A 20,460-nucleotide genomic window follows, 5' to 3' on the forward strand; every position below is an offset into this window, starting at 1 on the left:
GACTAAAACTTGATCGTTAAATTCTTTCCTTCATAGGTTATTTCTTTGTCGCAGCTTGCAGTAAAATCCAAACTCTTAGTTTTAGCGGGTGAGATGATGTTGATACGAAAAATCCTTTTCTGCAACATGCCATTGAATGATCCTTTTCGGTTATCAATGGTCAATGTTTTTACTGCTTCACTATATTTTATTGGAATGATGGAGAAAGCTCCTTTTTCATAATTGTAATTGGTTCCTTCATCTTCATACAGGTTGAAAGAAGCATCGGCACCGGTGTAAAGGTTGAGTGTAATTGTATCAGCCGGTTTTTCGGACGTGTATTGTAACTCGGGACCGAAAGGAATGATTGAACCGGCTTTTACAAATACGGGTAGTTTTTCATAAGGAGCATTAGCTACTATTTTTCGACCGCCTGCATACCATTTGCCAGAATAGAGATCATACCAGCCTGCACTCTTTGGTAAATACACTTCACGGCTTGTTTGCTTGTATTCATAAACGGGATTGATGAGCAACGACGAGCCGAACATGTATTGATCACCGATATTCAATACCGCTGTGTCTTTGGCAAAGTCCATTGCCAGTCCCCGCATGATGGTATAATTATCATGATAGGCTGCACCGGCCAGTGAATAGATATAAGGAAGTAAGCGGTACCTCAGTTTATTATAGTAAAGAAAACTTTTGTAGGCGGCATGATCATCGGGAGCTATGTTGAATATCTCCCGGTAGGGAAACTGTCCATGCGAACGGAACAACGGAACAAATGCACCAAACTGGTACCAGCGGGTATTTAGTTCTCTCCATTCTTCCAAACTCTCGGCATCCGGTTTTTCAAATTTTTGTGGCACCACGAATCCGCCAATATCCATTGTCCAGTAAGGAAGCCCTGACATAGAGAAATTAACTCCTGCAGAAATCTGGTTCTTCATGTCAATCCATGTAGAACCAATGTCTCCACTCCATATTGCGGCAGCATAACGTTGAGAACCGGCATAACCAGACCGTGTCAAAAGAAAAACTCTTTTATCCGGATCGGTTGATCGTTGCCCTTCATAAATTCCTTTTGCGTTTTGTAAAGGATAAGCATTGAGATATTCTGCCGCACTGCCTAATGCCGTTGGCGACATCTGTAGTTTTCTTTTTTCAGGATCAACATTGGAAAGAATGTCTGGCTCGCTGGCATCCATCCACCAGGCATCAATCCCCTTGCTATATATTTTTTTGCTGATCAGGTCCCAGAAACCTTTTCTCGCATTTTCATTGAAGGCATCGTAAAACGTGGAGACATAACCTTTGGCGATCCAGTCTCGCTGACGGTCAGCGATATTCTTTTTATAGAGCCATCCTTTTTTATCAAATTCATTATATGCTGAAATTCCTTCATAAAATTTTGGCCACACAGAGATCATGATCTGTGTATTGTATTTTTTGTGCAATACATCAATCATGCTATCCGGCGAAGGAAAGCGTGTTTCATCAAAATCCTGGCTGCCCCATTCTGCTTCTTTCCAATAGCTCCAGTCCAGGACAATATTGTCTATTGGAATTTTTCTTTTCCTGAACTCGTCCACAGTGGCAAGAATTTCATGCTGTGTTTTATATCTTTCCCTGCTTTGCCAAAAACCCAATGCCCATTTTGGAACAATCGGCGCTTTGCCTGTCAGCGTTCTGTAACCCGAGATCACTTCATCCATGTTATTACCATAGATAAAATAGTAATCAACCTGCTGGCCGGCTTCTGATGAAAAACTAAAACTGTTCAGTTCCTCATCACTCAACGGTTCCTGCCATTTCAAAGAAATATAGGATTCGCCGCCTTCAGGTATCCATTCAATTTTGATCGTTGTTTTTCCTTCTTTTTTTAAATGGAGAGGGATCAATGCAGGGGCAGGGTTCCATGCTTTTCGCCAGTGATTCAATACCAATTTTCCATCCAGCCAAACTTTTAGCGAACCGCCAAATACAAAACGCAACTGATGAAGTCCTGAAAGATGGCTGGCAAGACTGCCTTCCCATGTTACCATTCCGTTTTCAGGCCTAAACTCCTGGGGTAGTTTAATTTTTGATTCACCCAGGAATTCCATGTCAATGGCTGTTTCCGCTCTTTCGGTAATGATGTCCCGGTTTTTTTGTTTGTCGTTGGCATAAGAAGCCGTAAGCCATCCGGCTTCCCCATTTTTTGAAAAAAGCTGAAGTGAAGAAAGTGGATGAAGCGGTCTTACATCCCCTGCTTTTGTAAGCGAATAATTGTCCCAAAGGATTCCATAATTTTTGCTGGAGACAAGGAATGGAATGGCCACTTCTGTGTTGTTCTGGAAGAAGGTGACTTGTTGACCACGGTAATTCAAAACCCCATCCTGGTGCTGGCCGAGCCCATACCATGCATCATCGGAAGTTGTTTGAAAGGTTTGCGTAAGATTAAAATAACGTTTACCATCAAATACGGCGGGCTGAAAACTGCGTCCTGCAATTGGTTTTTCATCTACTATTTTTTTGCCATTTGTATCCCAAAAAGAAACCACTCCTGTTTTGAGATTGATAACGGCAGAAAGGGTCTTTGTTTTTAAAGTCAGCCTATCTTTTGAAGGAATAACATTCCAAATGATATCAGACCTTTTATTGTAGACGACGACTAAACTTTCCGTAGAATCAATTTTTTTTCCGGGTGCCGCGATTACTCTTATAATATTATCTGACACCACCTCAAGTTTAACGGCATTGGCAGTGCCGGTAAAAACGGGGTCAGTAAACACAATAACGCCGTCTTTTGTCTGAATGTACGCTGGGGGTTCTGCCAATAAGACATTAAAAACACAGGCAAGCAGGAGACAAAGCAGCAGCAGTCGTTTTTCCATATAAAGCAATCTTTCACTTGAAACAATGGGGTAAAACTACCGCTACACCTCCCTAAACGGGGGGGTCAAATGTTGCAGATAAGGGCTTATAATGTTGCAAAAAGGTGATTTTCATCTTACTTTGTTCAAACACGGGGACTGTCAGGTGTTATTGTCTTGCCTATTGGTATTATATTGAGAAGGTAGCACTCTGAATTTATCATTAAAAATCAGGTCAGGCTTTTTTGTTATTGAATACCAATCCATATGCTATTTTGTCAATAGACATTCGGCGTACCGGAGCGGTATTAGCGAACCCGAACTACCTCTAATAATGTAATAATAATTGATGTTGATGAGCCTTGCCAACTGAGGCAACCTTTAAGCGTCCTTTGGTTTTTGAACGGTAATATATTGCGAAGGCAAAACCTTGAATTCTTCTTTAAACGCTTTGGTGAAGTTCTTCGGGTTGTTGAATCCTACTTCGTAGGCAATTTCAGCAACCGACATCCCGCTTTTCTCCAACAATTGGGCAGCCCTTTTTAAACGGATAGAACGGATAAACTCAATTGGCGTCCTGGCGGTTATTGAAAGGATCTTTCTATACAGGGTTACTCGGTTCATATACATATCACGGCTAAAATCCTCCACGGAAAAATCAGGGTTATCCATGTTTTTTTCAACCACCTCCAACGCCTGCTTCAGGAACTTCTCATCAACAGGCGTTATAGTTACTTCGCCGGGGTTGACCTCAATTTGCTTTTGGAACCTCTTCTGCAATAATTTTTGCTGAGCCAGCAAATTCCTGATGCGTGACGCAAGGATTTCAAAAGTAAAGGGTTTGGTGATATAATCATTCACACCGGCCTTTAGGCCTTCCAGTTGTTTTTCTTCGCTTCCCATGGCTGTAAGCAGGATGACGGGGATATGGGCCGTCAGCGTTTCGGTTTTAATTTTCCTCGCTAACTCAACTCCGTCCATTAAGGGCATCATAATATCGCTTACCACAAGATCAGGATTCAACAATTTTATCTTTTCCCAACCTTCTTTTCCGTTCGTGGCTTCTTCAACATGGTACTGTCCCTTCAGATTGTCTTTCAGATAAAAGCGAATATCTTCATTGTCCTCCACCACTATTATCGTTTTTTTCTTGCCACCCCTTTGGCTTTCTTCAAATTTTATTTGTTCCGTTTCCTCTGCCAGTACGGGGATGGTTGCAGGTTGGGTTGAAGCCTCATATATCTTTTTCGCAGGAAGTAACACTGTAAAACAGGTACCCTGCTCCGGTTCGCTTTTTACGGTTATAATACCGTTATGCAGTTTTACAAACTCTTTGGTGATGGCCAGGCCAATACCGGTTCCCTGGTTCACCATGCTTTCAGGGACATCTGTTTGAAAGAACCGTTCGAAGATCTTTTCATGTTTATCGGCCGGAATTCCAATCCCCGTATCCCTTACTTCTATAGCAAGCGTTCCATCACCCTCATTATTGGCCGGCGGGTTATACACGAGGCTGATGCTCACTGCTCCATTATCATGTGTGTATTTGAAAGCGTTTGAAAGCAGGTTGAATAAAATCTTTTCAATTTTATCCTTGTCAAAATAAATTTCGAGACTGTCAATGTTAGATGAGAAGGAAAACCGGATATTCTTCTTGTCTGCAATGTCCATAAAGGAGTGGCTGATATCTTTACTAAACCAGATAATATCACCAATTGCGGGATGCAATTTCATTTCCTGTACCTCCATCTTCCTGAAGTCGAGCAGTTGGTTTACCAGGTTCAGTAAGCGTTTGGCATTACGCTGCACCAGGTTCAATTGCTTTTTCTGCTCTTCATCTGTTGTTTGCTTAATGATCTTGTCCAATGGAGAAATGATGAGGCTTAAAGGCGTGCGGAATTCATGACTTACATTGGTAAAAAATTTTGTTTTTAACTGCTCCAGCGCATGAGCTCTTTCTGCCTCCCTGCGTTGTTGTTTTACCTCAAAGCGCATGTGTATTCTGTCTAATGTAATGCGCCGGGCCAGTAAAAACAATCCTATGGCGATCAATGCATAAATAATATAAGCAATGGGGGTTCGCCAAAACGGAGGGGCAATATTTATGCGCAGCTCTTTTTCTTCACTCCACTCCCCGTTATAACTTAAAACTTTTACTTTCAAAGTATAATGGCCAGGGTCAAGGTTTGTATAGGTGGCTCTTCTCAGGTTGCCATCGGCATACAGCCATTCTGAATTAAATCCCTCGAGCATGTACGCATATTTATCGCGGTTGCTATGGTCAAAATCAAGCGAAGCAAACTCAATGGAAAAAACATTTTCTTTATATTTCAGATCAATACTCTGAAGCCGGGATAATGATTGTTGCAGCAGCACACGGTTATTGATCAACTCTCCCGGTTCAACACTTTTATTTAATATCTGCAAACCGGTAAAAACAATTTTCGGACGATAAACAGGTTTTAGAATTTTATCCGGATTAATAATATTAAAACCCGAAGGGCCGCCAAAAATCAGTTCGCCTGCCCGTGTTTTGAGCGCTGCATTGTCATTGAATTCGCGGTTCTGCAGATTGTTCGTCTCATCATAACTAATGATCGAAAAAACAAGACCGTTTTTGTTTTGCTTCGGAATAGCATTACATAATCCGTTAGGTGTAGAAAGCCAAAGTGTCTGATGATTGTCTTCAATAATATTCAAAATCATATTATCGGGCAGCCCATCTGCTGTAGTAAATGTTTGAAATCCTTTTGTTTGCTCATTAAACAAATTCAAACCTTCCCGGGTACCTACCCAGACTCTTCCTTTGCTGTCTTCTGCAATACAGATTACATTATTGTTGCTTAAACTGTTTTTATCATTGTTGTCCTTGTAAAAGACGCGGGTGGCTTTATTGTTTTCAAAAATGGTAACTCCCCCGGATGTACCAACCCATAAATTGCCTTTCTTATCCTGCAGAATGGAAGAAATATAATTGGAGGGCAAAGGATCTTGCGGTATTCCCTTGGATTGGTAATGTTTAAAGCGGTTTGTCTTTCTGTCGAAAATATCCAATCCGCCGCCCAAGGTACCGATCCATAAATTCTGCTCCCGGTCTTCCAATATTTCCCATACATTATCATTCGACAGGCTCAAAGAGTCATTATCATTATGCCTGTAATGTGTGAACTTGTTTCCATCGAAGCTGTTGAGGCCACCGAAATAGGTTCCTATCCAAAGAATACCCTCATGATCTAGCCAGAGGCTTACGATTACATTATTGCTAAGGCTGTTTTTGTTGTTTGGATCGTGCAGGTATTGTTTAAATGTATTTTGTTTACGGTCAAAAAAAATCAATCCCCCACCATTGGTCCCAATCCAGATATTACCGGATTTATCTTCAACAAACCGGTTGACATCGTCATAGGGAAGGCTCTTTGCATTAGACTCCTGGTGACGATAAAGCGAAAACAGCACTATGTTACTGTTTAAATAATTAACCCCTTGCTTATAAGTTCCCAGCCAGATAATTCCATTATCATCTTTGTACATTGCTCTTATGCTATTTTGACTCAGGCTCCTTGGATCTTTGGGATCATTGAGAAGATAACTAATGCTGAAGTTGTGTCGTTTGTCAATAAGGTTTATACCTCCATGATCCGTTGCCACCCAAATCAAGCCGTTGTTATCGTGAACCACCTGAGTTACGAGGTTCGTGGTTAATCTTGAGGGAAATGAATTTTCATTAAACTGCCTGATCAAATTAAACTGTGGCTGAAAAAGAAAAACGCCGTTATTGACGCCCCAGAGCCAGATGTCTCCGTCATTGTCTACAAAAAAATAAATATAATTATTTGCTTTGCTCAAATTTTGCAACGTAGCGCTGGAGAAAATGAGCTTGTTTAAATTTATATCGTACTGCTGCAAAAATCCATTCTCATACAGCAGCCATAATTTCCCATCCCTTGTTTCTTTAATGGAAACAATTTTCCCGGAACTATTCAAGCCGGAGTTCTGCCTGAAAGATTTTGCTTTCTTATCTGTAGCGGAATACAAGTACAGATCAGCGTTGTCGTAAAGAAACCAATATCTCCCGTTGCTTCCTCTTGCAATATTGGTTATCGGCCCCGACGGCAAACCGAGAGATTGAAGATAGCTATAATAATCAGCATCAAAGTTTTCTGTATGTGAATTATAAATACAGACCCCTCCCATTGTCACTACCCACATCCTTCCATCGGGAAGTTCATAAAGAGACTGGACGCTATTATCCAATAGCGATGAACTGTCATTGTAATTTTTACGAAATATCCGGTAGGAATATCCATCATAGCGGTTGAGGCCAGACATGGTACCAAACCATACAAAGCCGTCCGAATCTTTCAGTATGGCGATGACCTGGTTATGTGAAAGACCGGTATAGGTGTCTAACTTTGAAAAATTATAGTGGGTACTTTGAGCAAAAGCAGAAAGCGAAAGCAATATCAGCACAATCCAAATTGGGAAACGCATCAAATCGATTTTAGCTTTGGAAAAATTTTGCAGTCTTTAACATAGTTGCCCGGATTTATATTCATGCAAAAATCGGAACAAGTTAACAAAATGAGAGGGATTATCGAATTTTCCTAATGGGATTCAACTCAAGTACATCATTTTAAACGGAGAAGTTTTAAATGGCTTTGAATCGCCGTAAAATCAAAAATACTACCTCGTATTCGAGGCAGCCTCTTTTTTCCCTTATCCGGCGGAAACTTTTGCAGCAAGAATCAATTCATTGAGATGAAAATTTCATGGAAAAGCTCAATAAAATTTATTCCTTAATGTACGAACTCGCTCCCTTTTTGATTATAAATATCAGTAACACTTCTGCCGTAGCCTTTGAATTTAAGTTTTCCAAACGCGTATGCAATATGTTTTTTGTTTCATGAAACATCTGCCCTTCCCCATAGGTCTTCGCCCCTTCTCCCTCCAATGCAACAACTATTTTACCTTTTATAACATAGCCAAACAAATCAGCATCATGCCGGTGTGCTACTGAGTCAACAAAACCCGCCGGAACGGTCATCAGCGTGCTTTGCATGGAATAATCTTTAAGCATATCATCACTTAACTGAGCCTCTAATACAGCTTTAAAAGATAATTCTTTTACCTTATTTTTTGGTGAAACTGAATGGTGTTCTGTATGTTGAGCGTAGATATTTCCAACGTAAATGAAGAAAACGAGGAATATGAATATTCTGGTCATTTTTTTTGATTGAAAATTATTGTATTTGATGTTCGATAGTCGGGTATCAAAGTCCATTCCTGTGAATAGGGTCACAAGAGTAATTTTCTATGGTTGGTCCAATTTCGGGCATTTGAACTTCATAATGTTTAATATTTGAGTTTGGCAACAGAAAAAATAATAGTATAAAGTTCAGAAGGAGCTCTCTCCAGGGCATGCGTTGCCTGCGCAGCAAAAGTGTCGAATATATTTTTAAATGAGGAATTAAAATTGGGTCGCTATCACGACTCCGTAAGTAAAATAAAGAAGTATTATGCCCAAACGCAAACATGGTGTGTTGCTTTTCAATCATATGCACGACAATTCTCCGGGGAAAATGCGTTAGCCGATCCCTTTAAACAAAATTATCTTTTATCGTCTCTCAGCCAATCCATGAAAAAGACTTTATTTTACACAAATCCGACCTGGTACCGGAGTTTCAGTCAGTGATTGTTTATGAACAGGCGACTATTAAAACACAGCTTTTCTCTTCTGCATATAAATTATGCAAAGCTTGATACACACTGGAATTACTGTAATGTGTTAAGTCCATATTACCGCATTTATCTGATTGATGAAGGAGAAGGATATATCTCCGGTCAAGGAAAAAAACTAATCCTTAGACCAGGGCATCTTTATATTATTCCGAGTTTCACCGTTTGTAATATGAAATGTCCGGCATACCTGGGCCAATATTTTATTCATTTTTTCGAAGATTCACCCACCGGCATATCCCTTTTTCATAACAACCGGACATTAATCCAGGTCAAAGCCACCGACACTGACGTTGCCAATGTAAAAAGACTATTGCAAATCAATCCCGGAAGGGGTATTAATCGTTCAGATAATCCAAAAGTATACGAGAAGAATATTTATTATAAGGAATATGAAGAACTAAACAACCGCCAAAATATGGCCAATTATCTCGAAACACAGGGTATACTATTGCAACTGATCGCCCGCTTTGTCGATAGTAACCAGTTTGAAAATAAGACGCCTGTGGTCATCCCATCAAAAATTTTGGAGGCGATATCTTTTATTCAGCTCAATCTCCGGGATCCATTAACAGTAGCTCAACTGGCTCAGCGGGCCAACCAACATCCGGATTATTTTTCCCGGCAATTTGCGGAGTACACGGGCGAGCGACCCCTGACATATATTCACCAGAAAAGGATCGAACGAGCGCAATACCTGATAACGACTACTCTTATGCCATATACGGAAATTGCCGATGCTACCGGATTTGAAAGTCTCCCCTATTTTTCAAAAGTATTTAAGAAACTGACGGGAACCACGCCCAATCAGTATCGCAAGGCGCAACGATCAACGAACGCCTGACGATTTCATTGGAACGATGCCGGATAACTTTTTCGTTTACTTGCTATATTTCGGCAAAACGAATAACGGATATAACCGTCTAAATGATCAGGAGACAACTTTAAGGTGATACTATTCTGGTCAATTAAAGCAACATCGACTTCCTATGAAAGAATCCTAATCACATTTGCATAGGTCAATTCATCAGAAGTTTTTTCAGGCAGAGCAACCACCAACCCCTTCCCGGCTCGTTCGAAGGTTAATGATTGACTTGTCGGTAACCACTCCACTTTTTGAATTTCTTTCGGAAAATGCTGGCTGTTCTTTGCCAGACTTTTTATGACAAGCTTTCCATCTTGCGGCCAACCCATTGCCGTTGCATACAGCACATCGCCTTTTATAACAAAGCGAATGTCTTCATAAGTAAATGGCTTTCCTTTCCCTTCGTTAAACCCTTGATTGCTAAGTTTTGCTGATGCTTCCTGTGCAGGTCCTTCACCAAATATTTTCCATGGCCTTGTACCATAAATGCTCTCACTATTTACCCTCATCCACGCACCTATTCCTTCAACGATCTTTCTTTCCTTTTCATCGATGGTACCATCACCACGAACAGGTATGTTCAACATTAAATTGCCATTCTTGCTAACAATATCTACTAAAGTTTGAATGACCGTCTTTGCTGTTTTGTAACCGTCGCGATCATAAATTCCACGGGCATAATGCCAACCTCCAATACAAGTATCGGTTTGCCATGGCAGTGGTTGAATTTCGTTTGCCTGTCCTCTTTCAATATCCCATACCATAGCTTTACGCTGATTCTCATTTAACATTTTTCCATTGAGCACTGCACGAAGTTCTCCATGTTCTTTAATGCTCTTGTTGTACAAATGTGCGGCTATGCGCAAGCCTGCATCACTCACAGGCCAGAACGGAAGTTGGTCATCGTCGAAATAAACGACATCAGGGTTGTATTTATTGATAAGGTCTATAGTGCGGTTATAAAACTTTTCGATGTATGCTTTGGTGGGCGGATACGTACCATTGCCCCAATCCCATTGCTCGGTGAAATTACCCTTTAAACCACCGGGGCTCAACGGATGATTTTGTGCATATAATTCTTGCGGGTCCAATCCTTCCCACCATTTTCCTTTGCCATCTGCTTTTGTAAGTTTTCCATCATAAGGAATGCCTGCATACTGACCGGTTTTATCTGCACCTTGCGCCAACTCATACCAGATCCATGCGTGTGATGCATGAATACTTACGCCAAAGGGAAGTCCATTGTTCCTTGCTGCCTTTGCCCAACCGCCAATCAAATCTTTCTTAGGGCCAATTTTGGTAGCGTTCCAATGCTTTTGATACTTGCTATCGTACAAATCAAAATTGTCGTGGTGATTGGCCATGGCCATAAAATACTGGGCACCCGCATTTTTATACAAACTCACTAATTCGTCAGGATTCCAATTCTGTGCTTTCCATTCGTTGACCACATCTTTAAATCCAAATTTTGAAGGATGCCCGTATTTTTCAAGATGGAATTTATATTGCCCTGATCCTTCCTCGTACATGTTTCTTGCATACCAGTCGCCTGCTTCCGGCTGGCATTGAGGGCCCCAATGTGCCCACATTCCAAACTTGGCATCACGAAACCACTCAGGCGTTTTATAATTTTCTAACGATTCCCATGTAGGTTTAAAAGGGCCTTTGGCTATTGATTCCAAATTGTATTCGCTCAAAAAATTATTACCCAATGCCCGTGATAACCATAAGGATGGCAAAGTAGCGGCCATTCCTTTGATTAATGTTCTTCGTTTCATATTTGCAAGTTGTAAGTTTTATAAAAGTTTGTTGTAATTACCAGTGTTGTAATTACAATTGAAAGATCTTATCCATCAATATCCACTTCTCTCCTTTTTTTGCCCAGGGCAATGGTTGTTGAAACTTCCACATTAATTGTTCCCACTCCTGCACTTTAGGATTGGCTTCATCCATGGCTGCTTTTCGTTCGAAGCTGAAACTATCATCTGTTTCCATTATCATGAACAACCGGTTACCTGTTCTATAAATTTCCATGTTGGTGATACCTGAATCGGTAATACTTTCTGTAATCACGGGCCATGCATTTTCTTTCTTGTGCCAGTTTTCGTATTCAGCAATTATTTCCGGATCGTTAATTAAGTCAACAGCCAAACAGTACCTTTTCATTATATGCAGTTTTATTATGAATGAATAATTATTGGAATTGGTTAAGGCATTTCAACCATTGCTTTGATCACGCCATTCACCGGATTGAGCCATCCCTCAAATTCGTCCTTCACCCGATCAAAAGAAACACGATGCGTAATATAAGTGGTTGGATCAACTTCCTTCCTTTTCATGCAGGCGATCACATGTTCAAAATCTCCTCTCGTTGCATTCCTGCTGCTCATGAGCGTTGCCTCCCGTTTATGAAATTCCGGATGGCTGAAACAGATCTCTCCTTTCTGCAGTCCAATCAAAACATACCTGGCTCCATGAGCCATGTATTGAAAAGCATTATTGATAGCTTTTAAATTTCCGGTAGCATCGATCACAACTGTTGGCATATCACCGTTTGTGATTGTTTTTAATTGTTGTACAACATCAGCGTCCATTGCATTAATGGCATGCTCAACTTTTAGCCGTTCTTTACAAAACTTCAACCGTTCATTATTAACATCGAGCGCAATCACTTTGCCTCCTGCAATTCGTGCAAATTCCATCGTTCCCAATCCAATAGGGCCTGCACCAATCACCAGAGCAAATTCATCTTTTGCCACGCCTGCTCTTCTCACACCATGTGCACCAATAGCTAAAGGTTCTACAAGAGCTAATGCATCAAAGTTTAGTCCTTCACCATGTATTAAAGAATAAGAAGGAACAGAAAGGTATTCCACCATGCCGCCATGCTGATGAACACCGCAGACTTTTATATTGACGCAAGCATTTTCTTTTCCTGACCGGCAGGCAATGCACTTTCCGCAATAGAAATATGGAATGAAGGTAACGGCCTCTCCAATCTTAAAACCGGGAGCATCATCAACTGCAACGAGTTCGCCTGAAAGTTCATGACCTAAAATGCGTGGATATTCAAAATATGGCTGTGTTCCTTCGAACGCATGCAGGTCAGTTCCACAAATACCAATTCTTTTGATCTTTATAATGGCCTGTCCGGATCCTGGTTCTGGTTGCTCCCCGGTAACATATTCAAAGCTGCCGGGTTTTACACACACTAAAGTCTTCATTTTTCTTCCTTAAAAATTTAAAACGAATTATGTTCAAAGTTGCTGAAGCAACTGGTGGCAATTAACCTCAATTAATTTTCCAGCTTTCATTTCGTTCCAAAACTGAACCGGAATAATGGCATTGCCCATGTCTATATTTTCTTTTACTCGGCTGGCATGTGTAGTATTCAATGCAATACTTTTTACCCCGAGGACATTTAATGCAAACTGCACACAGGCTTCTGCGGGTTTCACATTAAACTGATTGCATGTTTCAAAAAATTGTTCTCTCCACTTGAACAATGCATCATTTTGCGAATCATCTTTTTTAATCAGCCGATAATCGAAATAATCACTGCCTACAAGAAAGCCGGAATGAAACACAGCAGAATTAATTACATAAACTCCTTTTCCCTCCATCTCTGTAATAAAATCCAACAACTCTTGTGGATGGCTTTTAATCGTCATGCTGTTGGCAATCATGATCCAATCTAATTTTACATCTGTCGCTATTCGCTTTATAATTTTCCAGTTTTTTGCACCAACGCCAATGAACTGCACTTTTCCTTGTCTCTTCAGATCATACAAAGCTTCGTATGCATCGAGAATATCTTCGTACAATTTTTCTGAATCAGCATAGCCCTTTGCTGTAGCCATATATTCATCGGGGTCGTGAACAGAAACCATTTGAGGAACATATCCATTGAGCAGTTCATTACCTTGCTCGAAACATTCCATGATGCCATCGTAACTTATTTTTTGAACAGCATCATGTTTTAAATTTTTCCAAACACCGGGTTCAAAAGTTGGCTCTTTTGTTTTTAGCTTCGTACGAACCCAACCCAACTTATTACTGATAACAACGTTTTCCGGTTCAACATTTAATTGTTTAAGACATTTTCCAAGTGTTTCCAATGCCAGACCGGCGCCATACTTTCCTGCCGAATCAAATACCACTTTTCCTTTCGACAAACGGACACATTCACTTACTATATTCAGCTTCTCTTCTTCTTCAAGAGCAACAAATAAATTTCCTAAACCACTGGTTCCAAAAATAACGGGCGGAAGATGTAAGGCAGCAATCTTCTTTGCTTCCTGCTTAAAATGCGCTTTCATTTTTTATTCTTGATTTTTCAATTGAGATATCCAGGGTTGTTAAAAAGAATAACGAAATCACTAAAATAAATGCGAATCCTGTTTTAGAAGCCCTGGTTGTTGCTACGTTTTTAGGAAGTGGTGTATTCATATGGCAATGCGTGATGATGAAATGGAACTACTTAATAACAAATTTATTCTCCGGCCTTCCATTTTTAATTGCGCTAAAAAGACTTTGTTTTGTCCAAATCCGACTTTTTTGGAACTTTAATTTTTAGAAAGGAGCAAAAAAATTCCTGGAGATAATTCTCGTCATTGCATAGACTATGTTAAGCTGAATGAAAAGTGGAACTATCTAAATGTAATCAGTCCTGCTTCCGGATTTATTATATTGATGGAGGCGAAAGATTTGTCTTCAACCAGGCAGGAAAAAATTAAAACTTGAACAAGGCTAATGTAAATAATGCTATTGACTTGCTTTCCAACATAAGCCTCTTTTATAAAAAGCAGATGCTACCATCAAGCGAAAACTATCCAGTTCGATTTTGCCAGAAAACTTATTTTTTTCGAAAGAGAAAAGTCGAACTACCTGGATTAACGAGGCAGTTCGGCTGATACTGCCGGCAAGGGTTTCAGCCAACAAAAAACCGGACAACTCTTCAAAAATTTGACGTTGTCCGGTGAAGTGGAGATTACCGGAGTCGAACCGGTGACCTTTTGCATGCCATGCAAACGCTCTAGCCAGCTGAGCTAAACCCCCAAAATACATAAGAGCAATTTACTACCTGTTAATTCAGTGACCGTCCCGATGTCATCGGGACGCCCTGGTTAAACTCCAAAGCGGGCAGCAAAAATAAGGGATTTGAACGATTTGTGTAAAGGGAATTAATCTTCTTCCTCGGTGTCGGGAGGTTCTTTCATCTTTTCAAATTCAACGTCACTTTTTCCATTGGTTTTTTTCTTACCAACCCACGTTGAGAGTTTGTCGAGGATTTTGTCTTTATTGTCAGCAATAACGTGAGAAGAGAAGTTTTTCATGAAGAATGGGACGACCAGCTTGGTAAACCAGCCTGCCTTTGCAAGCACCATTCTCCGGACAACAAGCTCAATTACTGTATCAGCCGCTGTTGTCAATAGAAAGTTCCGGTTATCCTTTGTAGCGAATTTACCTACCATGGATATGGCCGATCTGACCGGAGCTAATTCTTCTTTGATTTCAATAAAATCCTGCCGCACCAATTCCTTTTGCGCCGCCAGGAGTTGATTGAGTCTTTCCTTTTCCTCCATCAGGTCCTCATATGTGCGAATAGGCTTAGTCATACATTTTACGGATAATCATGTTCCTGATCATGGGTAATATGGTTTTCTTACGAATCAAAGCTACTATCAGCATGACTAATAAGAAGAAGGCGGCAGCCAATAAAAACCCTCCCACCCTGCTATGAACAAGATTGCCAAGCCACCAGGCAAGGGCACAACCGGCAAACAGAAGAACGAACAGACCCAGTGCACACATTACGATCATCACTACAGCACCTGATACGATATCCGAGGTTCGCTGTGTAACCTTTACAACCGTCAGCCGATAAAAAGTATCAGCAAGGCCTTCTATGTGATCGGCAAGATCAGCCGTTTTTTCTTTGAGATCTTCCATTTGCGTGCAGGAGTTGAAAAGACTGAAGCAGGATCATAAACCCTGCTTCAGTAATTTAGGCAATTCAGCTAAAGCTTTCTTTCATTTTGTTTACTTTTTCTTCTGCAGCGGATTTGGCATATTTAGCGCTGTCTTCTGCTGCATGTTTTCCTCTTTCCCAAAGATGACTTAAGCTGTCAGCCCAATCGCCTGCGGTTTTGCGTAGGCGTTTACGGGTTTCTTCTCCTTTTTCCGGGGCCACTAACATGCCGATAACTACACCTGCTGCTGCTGCACCCAGGATACCCAATAGAACTTTTGTTTTTGCGTCCATGGTTATAAATTTTAAGAGTTAAGGAATCCATGTTGATTCATAAAAACATAAAAAACCGTACCAGAATAAGAGCTTTTAGATTTTGCGGCAACCCACCAATACCGCTGTCAATTGTCTTGGGGCAAAAAATAAGGCCCCTGTAGTTTTACAAGGGCCGCAGATAATTTATCGAAAAAATGGGGCTTATTCTCCCCAAATATTGTCTTCTCCTTTCAGCCATTTTTTAACAAGATCAGTAGTAACGGACTTTGGTCTTTCCAATGCAAATCCCAATGCCCTGTCCCAGCAAAGACTCGCTAATACGCCTAATGCCCGGCTGACGCCAAATAACACCGTGTAATATTCATATTCCTTCATACCAAAATGTACGAGCAGGGAGCCACTATGTGCATCAACATTGGGCCAGGGATTTTTTATTTTCCCCAGCGACTGAAGAATGGGCGGTACTACTTCATAAATATTCCAAACTGTATTAACTAGCTTATCATCCGGCATATGCTTTTTACCGAACTCCATTTGGGCGGTAAACCGTGGATCTGTTTTGCGCAATACAGCATGTCCATAACCAGGCACTACCTTTCCTTCACTCAATGTTTTCTTTACATATTCAGCGATTTGTTCTTTGGTGGGCTCTTCAGTTTTTAACTCTTCCTGCATCTCAAATATCCACTTGATTACTTCCTGGTTGGCCAGGCCATGTAAGGGGCCCGCAAGTCCGTTCATGCCGGCGGCAAAGCTTAAGTAGGGATCGCTGAGTGCCGAACCCACCAGGTGTGTAGCATGAGCAGATACATTACCACCTTCATGATCGGCATGAATCGTCATATACAGCCGCATCAGGGCCATAAAGGTTTTATCCTCATAACCCAGCATATGCGCAAAATTACCAGCCCAATCTAATAAACCATTCGGCTGTATATGATCTCCTTTTTTATATTTACGACGATAGATATAGGCGGCGACACGGGGCAACCGGGCAATAAGATCCATCGAGTCATCAAAAATCGCCTCCCAATAATCTTTCTTATTCAAACCCGCCGCATACTTTTTGGCAAATTGGCTTTCTGTCTGCAGGGCCATCACTCCTACTACAAACTGCGTCATAGGATGTGCAGATACCGGTAATGCTTCAATTGTATCAAACACATGATTGGGTACATGGCTGCGACGCTGGAGCACCGAGGTAACATGTTGCACATCTTCTTCGGTAGGCAGTTCGCCAATCAGCATCAGGTAAAATAAACCTTCCGGCAAGGGTTCGGAACCACCAGGCACCCTTGGTAGCTTTTCTCTAAGCTCAGGAATGGTGTATCCCCTGAAGCGGATACCTTCCTTTGCATCCAGTAAAGAAGTTTCAGATACCAAACCAGTCATGCCTCGCATGCCCTGGTATATTTGTGAAAGCTGCACTTCCCCTATCACCTTATTTCCATGTTCCTTCAGCAACTCTTTGATCTCGGCACCTAATTGATCGGCTTTTGCCTTAAACCTTTCTTTTAATATTCCCATGAAAACGCTTTTAAAAATTCGTAATATGTAAGAGAGGGCTAAAGGTAATTAATGCCCATTGCCAGAACAAAAAATAAAGTCAATATTGTTCGGTAATAATGAGATAGTTGCTTGAAAGACCAGGGTGTCAAATTTATTTTTTTACTATTAAATTTTCACCTTTATTTCGGAGCTTTTTTATACATCCAAAATGCGACGATAGCGAAGATAATATTCGGAACCCAGGCTGCTAATAGAGGGGGAAAATTGCTTTTAGTGGCAAACACTGTTGAAAAGCGGTCAGACATAATGAAAAGCGCCGCCGTTATAATGCCAAGGGCGAGATGTTTACCACTGCCTCCACGGGTTTTACGGCTGGCTAAAACCACACCAATGATCGTTAATAATAAAACGGCAAAAGGAGTGGCCGTGCGGCGATATTGTTCCACCTCCAAAGCACTTAAGCCTTCCGTGCCCCTTGCTTTTTCTTGTCGAATAAATGCGGCTAACTGGGGAGTAGTAAGCCTGTCCTTCAGGTACTCGTCCTTTCGCAGTTCTTCCGGCTTCAGGCTGATGTTAAGTTCCAGGGTTGGGTACTGCTTAGTGGTTTCCCGCATACTATCTACCCGTCTTTCTATTACATTTTGTAAGATCCATTTCTTTTTCGCTACATCCCATTGTATCGAAACAGCTCTTAAATTATACACCACTTTATCATTTTTCACCCTGTCGAGAAAAAAGGGTGAACCTGACTTTGAAATGGTATCAAAGTTTTTTATTCCAATATAGGTAATGGCGTCAATGCGGCGATAAAAACAGTTGCGGCAGTTGGTAAACTGCTGGTTCTTGGTAGGATCATTTTTGTCGAAATACTGTGTTTTAAAAATGCCCTGAATTTCATTGGCCTTCGGAATTAAATAGCGGTTACCCAACCAAAGTACCAGTCCAAGAAAAACGCCCCCAACTATATATGGTCGTAACATCCTGTTATAGCTGGTGCCACTGGCCAGTATGGCAATGATTTCCGAACGGGATGCCATGCGACTGGTAAAAAAAATGACAGAAATAAAAACGAACAAAGGGAACAGCAGACCCCAGATAAAAGGAACAAATCCAAAATAATATTGTACGATAATCTGGTAAGTGCTCAAACCGGTTTTTACAAAATCATCTGCTTTTTCACTGGTATCAACGGCTACCGCTACCACCATAAAAAGCAGCATACAGAACACGAATGTTACCAGGAAATTTTTTAATATGTACCAATCAATTTTTCCCAAGGGAATAACAACTTAGCTGGTTTGAGATAAAACACATTTGTCATTTTTCAAGTCATGCAAAGAAAAAGGATTTCCGGCGGAATGAAATGTGAAAGATTGACCGCGTGCATTCCAAATTGTCGCCACACTAACAGGTAAAAATATAGCCACAGAGAATACATTTTCGTGACCTCTGCGTAAATCTCAGTGGACTTCGTGGTTAATAAAAGAAGTTCGGGAATTTGGAATCCACCCAATTGACCGGCAGCCTGGTACATCTGCCAAATTAAAAACAGCAATAATTCAGGACAGGGCATCAATAAGTTAACTTTGCCGCCAGTCAATCAATATATGATTAAAATAGGTGAGTATAACCTGCTGAAGGTAATCAAGCAAAAACCGATGGGTGCGTTCCTGGATGACGGTGCCGAAGGAATCCTTTTGCCAAAACGATTTGTGCCGCCCGGCACTAAAACAGGTGACCAGTTAAACGTTTTCCTATACCATGATAGTGAAGACAGGATTATTGCAACGACGCTAAAGCCAAAAGGCGTGTTAGGAGATATTGTAAAATTGAAAGTGGTTAGCACTACCCCTCAGGGTGCTTTTTTAGACTGGGGATTAATGAAAGATTTATTTGTACCCAAGTCGCAACAGGTAAGTTTTATGCGACCGATGGGCGAATACATTGTAAAAATATATCTCGATCAACAAACGGGGCGGTTGGCAGCCACTGAAAGGGTCGATCAATTTCTCTCAAATGATGAGCTCACGGTCAAAGAAAAAGATATTGTTGACCTGTTGGTTTATCGGCGTAGCGATTTAGGCTATGTGGTCATCATAAATAATAAGCATACAGGAGTCTTACACTTTAATGAAGTATACAGGGACGTTGAAATCGGCGACCGCTTCGAAGGTTTTATTAAAACTATCTTACCCGGCAACAAGATCGACGTAGTAGCCGGCAAGCCAGGCTATAGCCGTGTAGAAAACGAAAGTGAGAAGGTATTAAGATTATTAAAAGAAAATGATGGCTACCTGCCTTATCATGATAAATCTTCACCGGAAGATATTTATTCCTTTTTTGCGATGAGCAAAAAAACATTCAAGATGACGACCGGGCTTTTGTATAAACAACGGAAAATAGAGTTTACGCCATCCGGTATCAAGCTGATTGAAGACTGAAACAATACTCATCACAACGGCACTAGTTTCATCACGGCTTTGCTCAACACATCAATGGCTGCGTTGGCAGCTCTTTGAGCCATCGCTTTGGTAACAATAGCCACGGAATGCAGTTCCGATTCCAGTATCTTTTTTTCGTCTTCCAATCTTTTGAGAAAGAATTTTTGATTTATCTCATTGTTCAGCCGCAAACTCGCCAGCAACTCCAACCTATCCTTACGGGTTTGTAAAAAAGTACCTGCGGTTTCTTTTACTAATTTCCAGTCATCTTTTACAGAAGCTTTTACAGCTCCTAACATTTGTGCAACAACTTCATTTATTTCAAATGCCATATAAATCTTTTTTTAGTTGAAAAAATAGAATAATCACTATTTCCGTGGTTTTAATGCCAATTCAGCGACATAAAGTGGCTTCCAAAAACCCGCTAACGTTGCCTGGTAAGCCTTTGCTTCACCATCCGCCAGCGTCGAATTTTCTTTATGATATTTTTTAGCCTCCGCAAAAGCATCTTTCAGGTTTTTGTTTATTACCAGGAAGTCAGCATTCTTGGGTCTCGCTTCATTTTTAAGTTTAATCGAATTGATCTCCGACTCAATTTCATTGTACCTGTCCTTGAAGTTTTCGTAGGTCCTGTTGTTCACCGGTACATCCAGCATATCAATATAGAGCTTATCAGTGGCCTTAGCCGTTTTGGCTATCTGGTCTTCGAGTTGCGCACTGTATTCCGGAACCAGTGTAACCCTGCAGGAAACAAAAAGAAGAACCACGAGCAGGAAAACCGGTATTCTTTTTAAATAACTTACCATTGTCATAATCGGATAATTT

General features: G+C 40.9%; 16 protein-coding genes and 1 tRNA gene. 2 read left to right on the plus strand and 15 right to left on the minus strand.

The window, feature by feature from the left end; all coding sequences use genetic code 11:
• Positions 1–2: 2 nt before the first annotated feature.
• The 3 genes from ACFEL9_RS04465 to ACFEL9_RS04475 all read right to left on the minus strand — a co-directional run bounded on the left by ACFEL9_RS04465 (position 3) and on the right by ACFEL9_RS04475 (position 8,061).
• Entirely contained in the window at positions 3–2,858 is a 2,856-nt protein-coding gene (locus ACFEL9_RS04465; protein WP_385886490.1) for a TIM-barrel domain-containing protein, read from the minus strand.
• Positions 2,859–3,218: 360 nt separating this feature from the next.
• A complete protein-coding gene (locus ACFEL9_RS04470; RefSeq protein WP_385886491.1) occupies positions 3,219–7,328 on the minus strand; it encodes a hybrid sensor histidine kinase/response regulator transcription factor in 4,110 nt (1,369 codons plus the stop codon).
• A 298-nt stretch (positions 7,329–7,626) separates the two neighbouring features.
• Positions 7,627–8,061, minus strand: coding sequence for a cupin domain-containing protein (locus tag ACFEL9_RS04475; protein WP_385886493.1), 435 nt, complete (start codon positions 8,059–8,061; stop codon positions 7,627–7,629).
• 684 nt (positions 8,062–8,745) lie between these two features.
• On the opposite strand from ACFEL9_RS04475, the gene ACFEL9_RS04480 reads away from it, so the two are divergent.
• Positions 8,746–9,417 (plus strand): helix-turn-helix domain-containing protein, encoded by a 672-nt coding sequence (locus ACFEL9_RS04480; protein WP_385886495.1) that lies wholly within the window; start codon positions 8,746–8,748, stop codon positions 9,415–9,417.
• A 143-nt stretch (positions 9,418–9,560) separates the two neighbouring features.
• On the opposite strand, the gene ACFEL9_RS04485 is transcribed toward ACFEL9_RS04480, so the two are convergent.
• From ACFEL9_RS04485 to ACFEL9_RS04530, 10 genes are all read right to left on the minus strand, one after another.
• Positions 9,561–11,216 carry an alpha-L-fucosidase gene (locus ACFEL9_RS04485; RefSeq protein ID WP_385886496.1) on the minus strand — a complete coding sequence of 552 codons (1,656 nt, stop codon included), beginning with the start codon at positions 11,214–11,216 and terminating at the stop codon, positions 9,561–9,563.
• A gap of 52 nt (positions 11,217–11,268) precedes the next feature.
• Positions 11,269–11,604 carry an L-rhamnose mutarotase gene (locus ACFEL9_RS04490; RefSeq protein WP_385886498.1) on the minus strand — a complete coding sequence of 112 codons (336 nt, stop codon included), beginning with the start codon at positions 11,602–11,604 and terminating at the stop codon, positions 11,269–11,271.
• Positions 11,605–11,645: 41 nt separating this feature from the next.
• A complete protein-coding gene (locus ACFEL9_RS04495) occupies positions 11,646–12,662 on the minus strand; it encodes a zinc-binding alcohol dehydrogenase family protein (RefSeq protein ID WP_385886499.1) in 1,017 nt (338 codons plus the stop codon).
• 33 nt (positions 12,663–12,695) lie between these two features.
• Positions 12,696–13,757 carry an aldo/keto reductase gene (locus tag ACFEL9_RS04500; protein WP_385886501.1) on the minus strand — a complete coding sequence of 354 codons (1,062 nt, stop codon included), beginning with the start codon at positions 13,755–13,757 and terminating at the stop codon, positions 12,696–12,698.
• A 665-nt stretch (positions 13,758–14,422) separates the two neighbouring features.
• Positions 14,423–14,496 (minus strand) — tRNA-Ala (locus ACFEL9_RS04505).
• 125 nt (positions 14,497–14,621) lie between these two features.
• Positions 14,622–15,056, minus strand: coding sequence for a hypothetical protein (locus tag ACFEL9_RS04510; protein ID WP_385886502.1), 435 nt, complete (start codon positions 15,054–15,056; stop codon positions 14,622–14,624).
• Positions 15,049–15,390, minus strand: coding sequence for a phage holin family protein (locus ACFEL9_RS04515; protein WP_385886504.1), 342 nt, complete (start codon positions 15,388–15,390; stop codon positions 15,049–15,051). Before ACFEL9_RS04515 ends, ACFEL9_RS04510 begins: the two co-directional genes overlap by 8 nt.
• Positions 15,391–15,454: 64 nt before the next feature.
• Positions 15,455–15,703, minus strand: a complete 249-nt coding sequence (locus ACFEL9_RS04520; RefSeq protein ID WP_385886506.1) for a YtxH domain-containing protein — start codon at positions 15,701–15,703, stop codon at positions 15,455–15,457.
• Between the two features lie 183 nt (positions 15,704–15,886).
• Positions 15,887–17,212, minus strand: a complete 1,326-nt coding sequence (locus ACFEL9_RS04525; protein ID WP_385886508.1) for a citrate (Si)-synthase, eukaryotic — start codon at positions 17,210–17,212, stop codon at positions 15,887–15,889.
• Positions 17,213–17,373: 161 nt separating this feature from the next.
• Complete coding sequence (locus ACFEL9_RS04530) at positions 17,374–18,471, minus strand: LptF/LptG family permease (protein ID WP_385886510.1); 1,098 nt, start codon at positions 18,469–18,471, stop codon at positions 17,374–17,376.
• 330 nt (positions 18,472–18,801) lie between these two features.
• On the opposite strand from ACFEL9_RS04530, the gene ACFEL9_RS04535 reads away from it, so the two are divergent.
• Complete coding sequence (locus tag ACFEL9_RS04535) at positions 18,802–19,635, plus strand: CvfB family protein (RefSeq protein WP_385886512.1); 834 nt, start codon at positions 18,802–18,804, stop codon at positions 19,633–19,635.
• 11 nt (positions 19,636–19,646) lie between these two features.
• Here ACFEL9_RS04535 and ACFEL9_RS04540 read toward each other — a convergent pair whose 3' ends face one another.
• Both ACFEL9_RS04540 and ACFEL9_RS04545 read right to left on the minus strand, forming a co-directional pair.
• A complete protein-coding gene (locus tag ACFEL9_RS04540; RefSeq protein WP_385886514.1) occupies positions 19,647–19,967 on the minus strand; it encodes a hypothetical protein in 321 nt (106 codons plus the stop codon).
• Between the two features lie 36 nt (positions 19,968–20,003).
• Entirely contained in the window at positions 20,004–20,447 is a 444-nt protein-coding gene (locus ACFEL9_RS04545) for a hypothetical protein (RefSeq protein WP_385886515.1), read from the minus strand.
• Positions 20,448–20,460 lie beyond the last annotated feature (13 nt).

Origin of the sequence: Terrimonas alba, assembly GCF_042434975.1 — a bacterium.
GTDB classification, from domain to species: domain Bacteria; phylum Bacteroidota; class Bacteroidia; order Chitinophagales; family Chitinophagaceae; genus Terrimonas_B; species Terrimonas_B alba.

Coding starts and splice junctions, on each gene's coding strand:
- ACFEL9_RS04465 (WP_385886490.1), bottom strand. CDS start 2,858: ATGGAAAAACGACTGCTGCTGCTTTGTCTCCTGCTTGCCTGTGTTTTT.
- ACFEL9_RS04470 (WP_385886491.1), bottom strand. CDS start 7,328: ATGCGTTTCCCAATTTGGATTGTGCTGATATTGCTTTCGCTTTCTGCT.
- ACFEL9_RS04475 (WP_385886493.1), bottom strand. CDS start 8,061: ATGACCAGAATATTCATATTCCTCGTTTTCTTCATTTACGTTGGAAAT.
- ACFEL9_RS04480 (WP_385886495.1), top strand. CDS start 8,746: ATGAAATGTCCGGCATACCTGGGCCAATATTTTATTCATTTTTTCGAA.
- ACFEL9_RS04485 (WP_385886496.1), bottom strand. CDS start 11,216: ATGAAACGAAGAACATTAATCAAAGGAATGGCCGCTACTTTGCCATCC.
- ACFEL9_RS04490 (WP_385886498.1), bottom strand. CDS start 11,604: ATGAAAAGGTACTGTTTGGCTGTTGACTTAATTAACGATCCGGAAATA.
- ACFEL9_RS04495 (WP_385886499.1), bottom strand. CDS start 12,662: ATGAAGACTTTAGTGTGTGTAAAACCCGGCAGCTTTGAATATGTTACC.
- ACFEL9_RS04500 (WP_385886501.1), bottom strand. CDS start 13,757: ATGAAAGCGCATTTTAAGCAGGAAGCAAAGAAGATTGCTGCCTTACAT.
- ACFEL9_RS04510 (WP_385886502.1), bottom strand. CDS start 15,056: ATGACTAAGCCTATTCGCACATATGAGGACCTGATGGAGGAAAAGGAA.
- ACFEL9_RS04515 (WP_385886504.1), bottom strand. CDS start 15,390: ATGGAAGATCTCAAAGAAAAAACGGCTGATCTTGCCGATCACATAGAA.
- ACFEL9_RS04520 (WP_385886506.1), bottom strand. CDS start 15,703: ATGGACGCAAAAACAAAAGTTCTATTGGGTATCCTGGGTGCAGCAGCA.
- ACFEL9_RS04525 (WP_385886508.1), bottom strand. CDS start 17,212: ATGGGAATATTAAAAGAAAGGTTTAAGGCAAAAGCCGATCAATTAGGT.
- ACFEL9_RS04535 (WP_385886512.1), top strand. CDS start 18,802: ATGATTAAAATAGGTGAGTATAACCTGCTGAAGGTAATCAAGCAAAAA.
- ACFEL9_RS04540 (WP_385886514.1), bottom strand. CDS start 19,967: ATGGCATTTGAAATAAATGAAGTTGTTGCACAAATGTTAGGAGCTGTA.
- ACFEL9_RS04545 (WP_385886515.1), bottom strand. CDS start 20,447: ATGACAATGGTAAGTTATTTAAAAAGAATACCGGTTTTCCTGCTCGTG.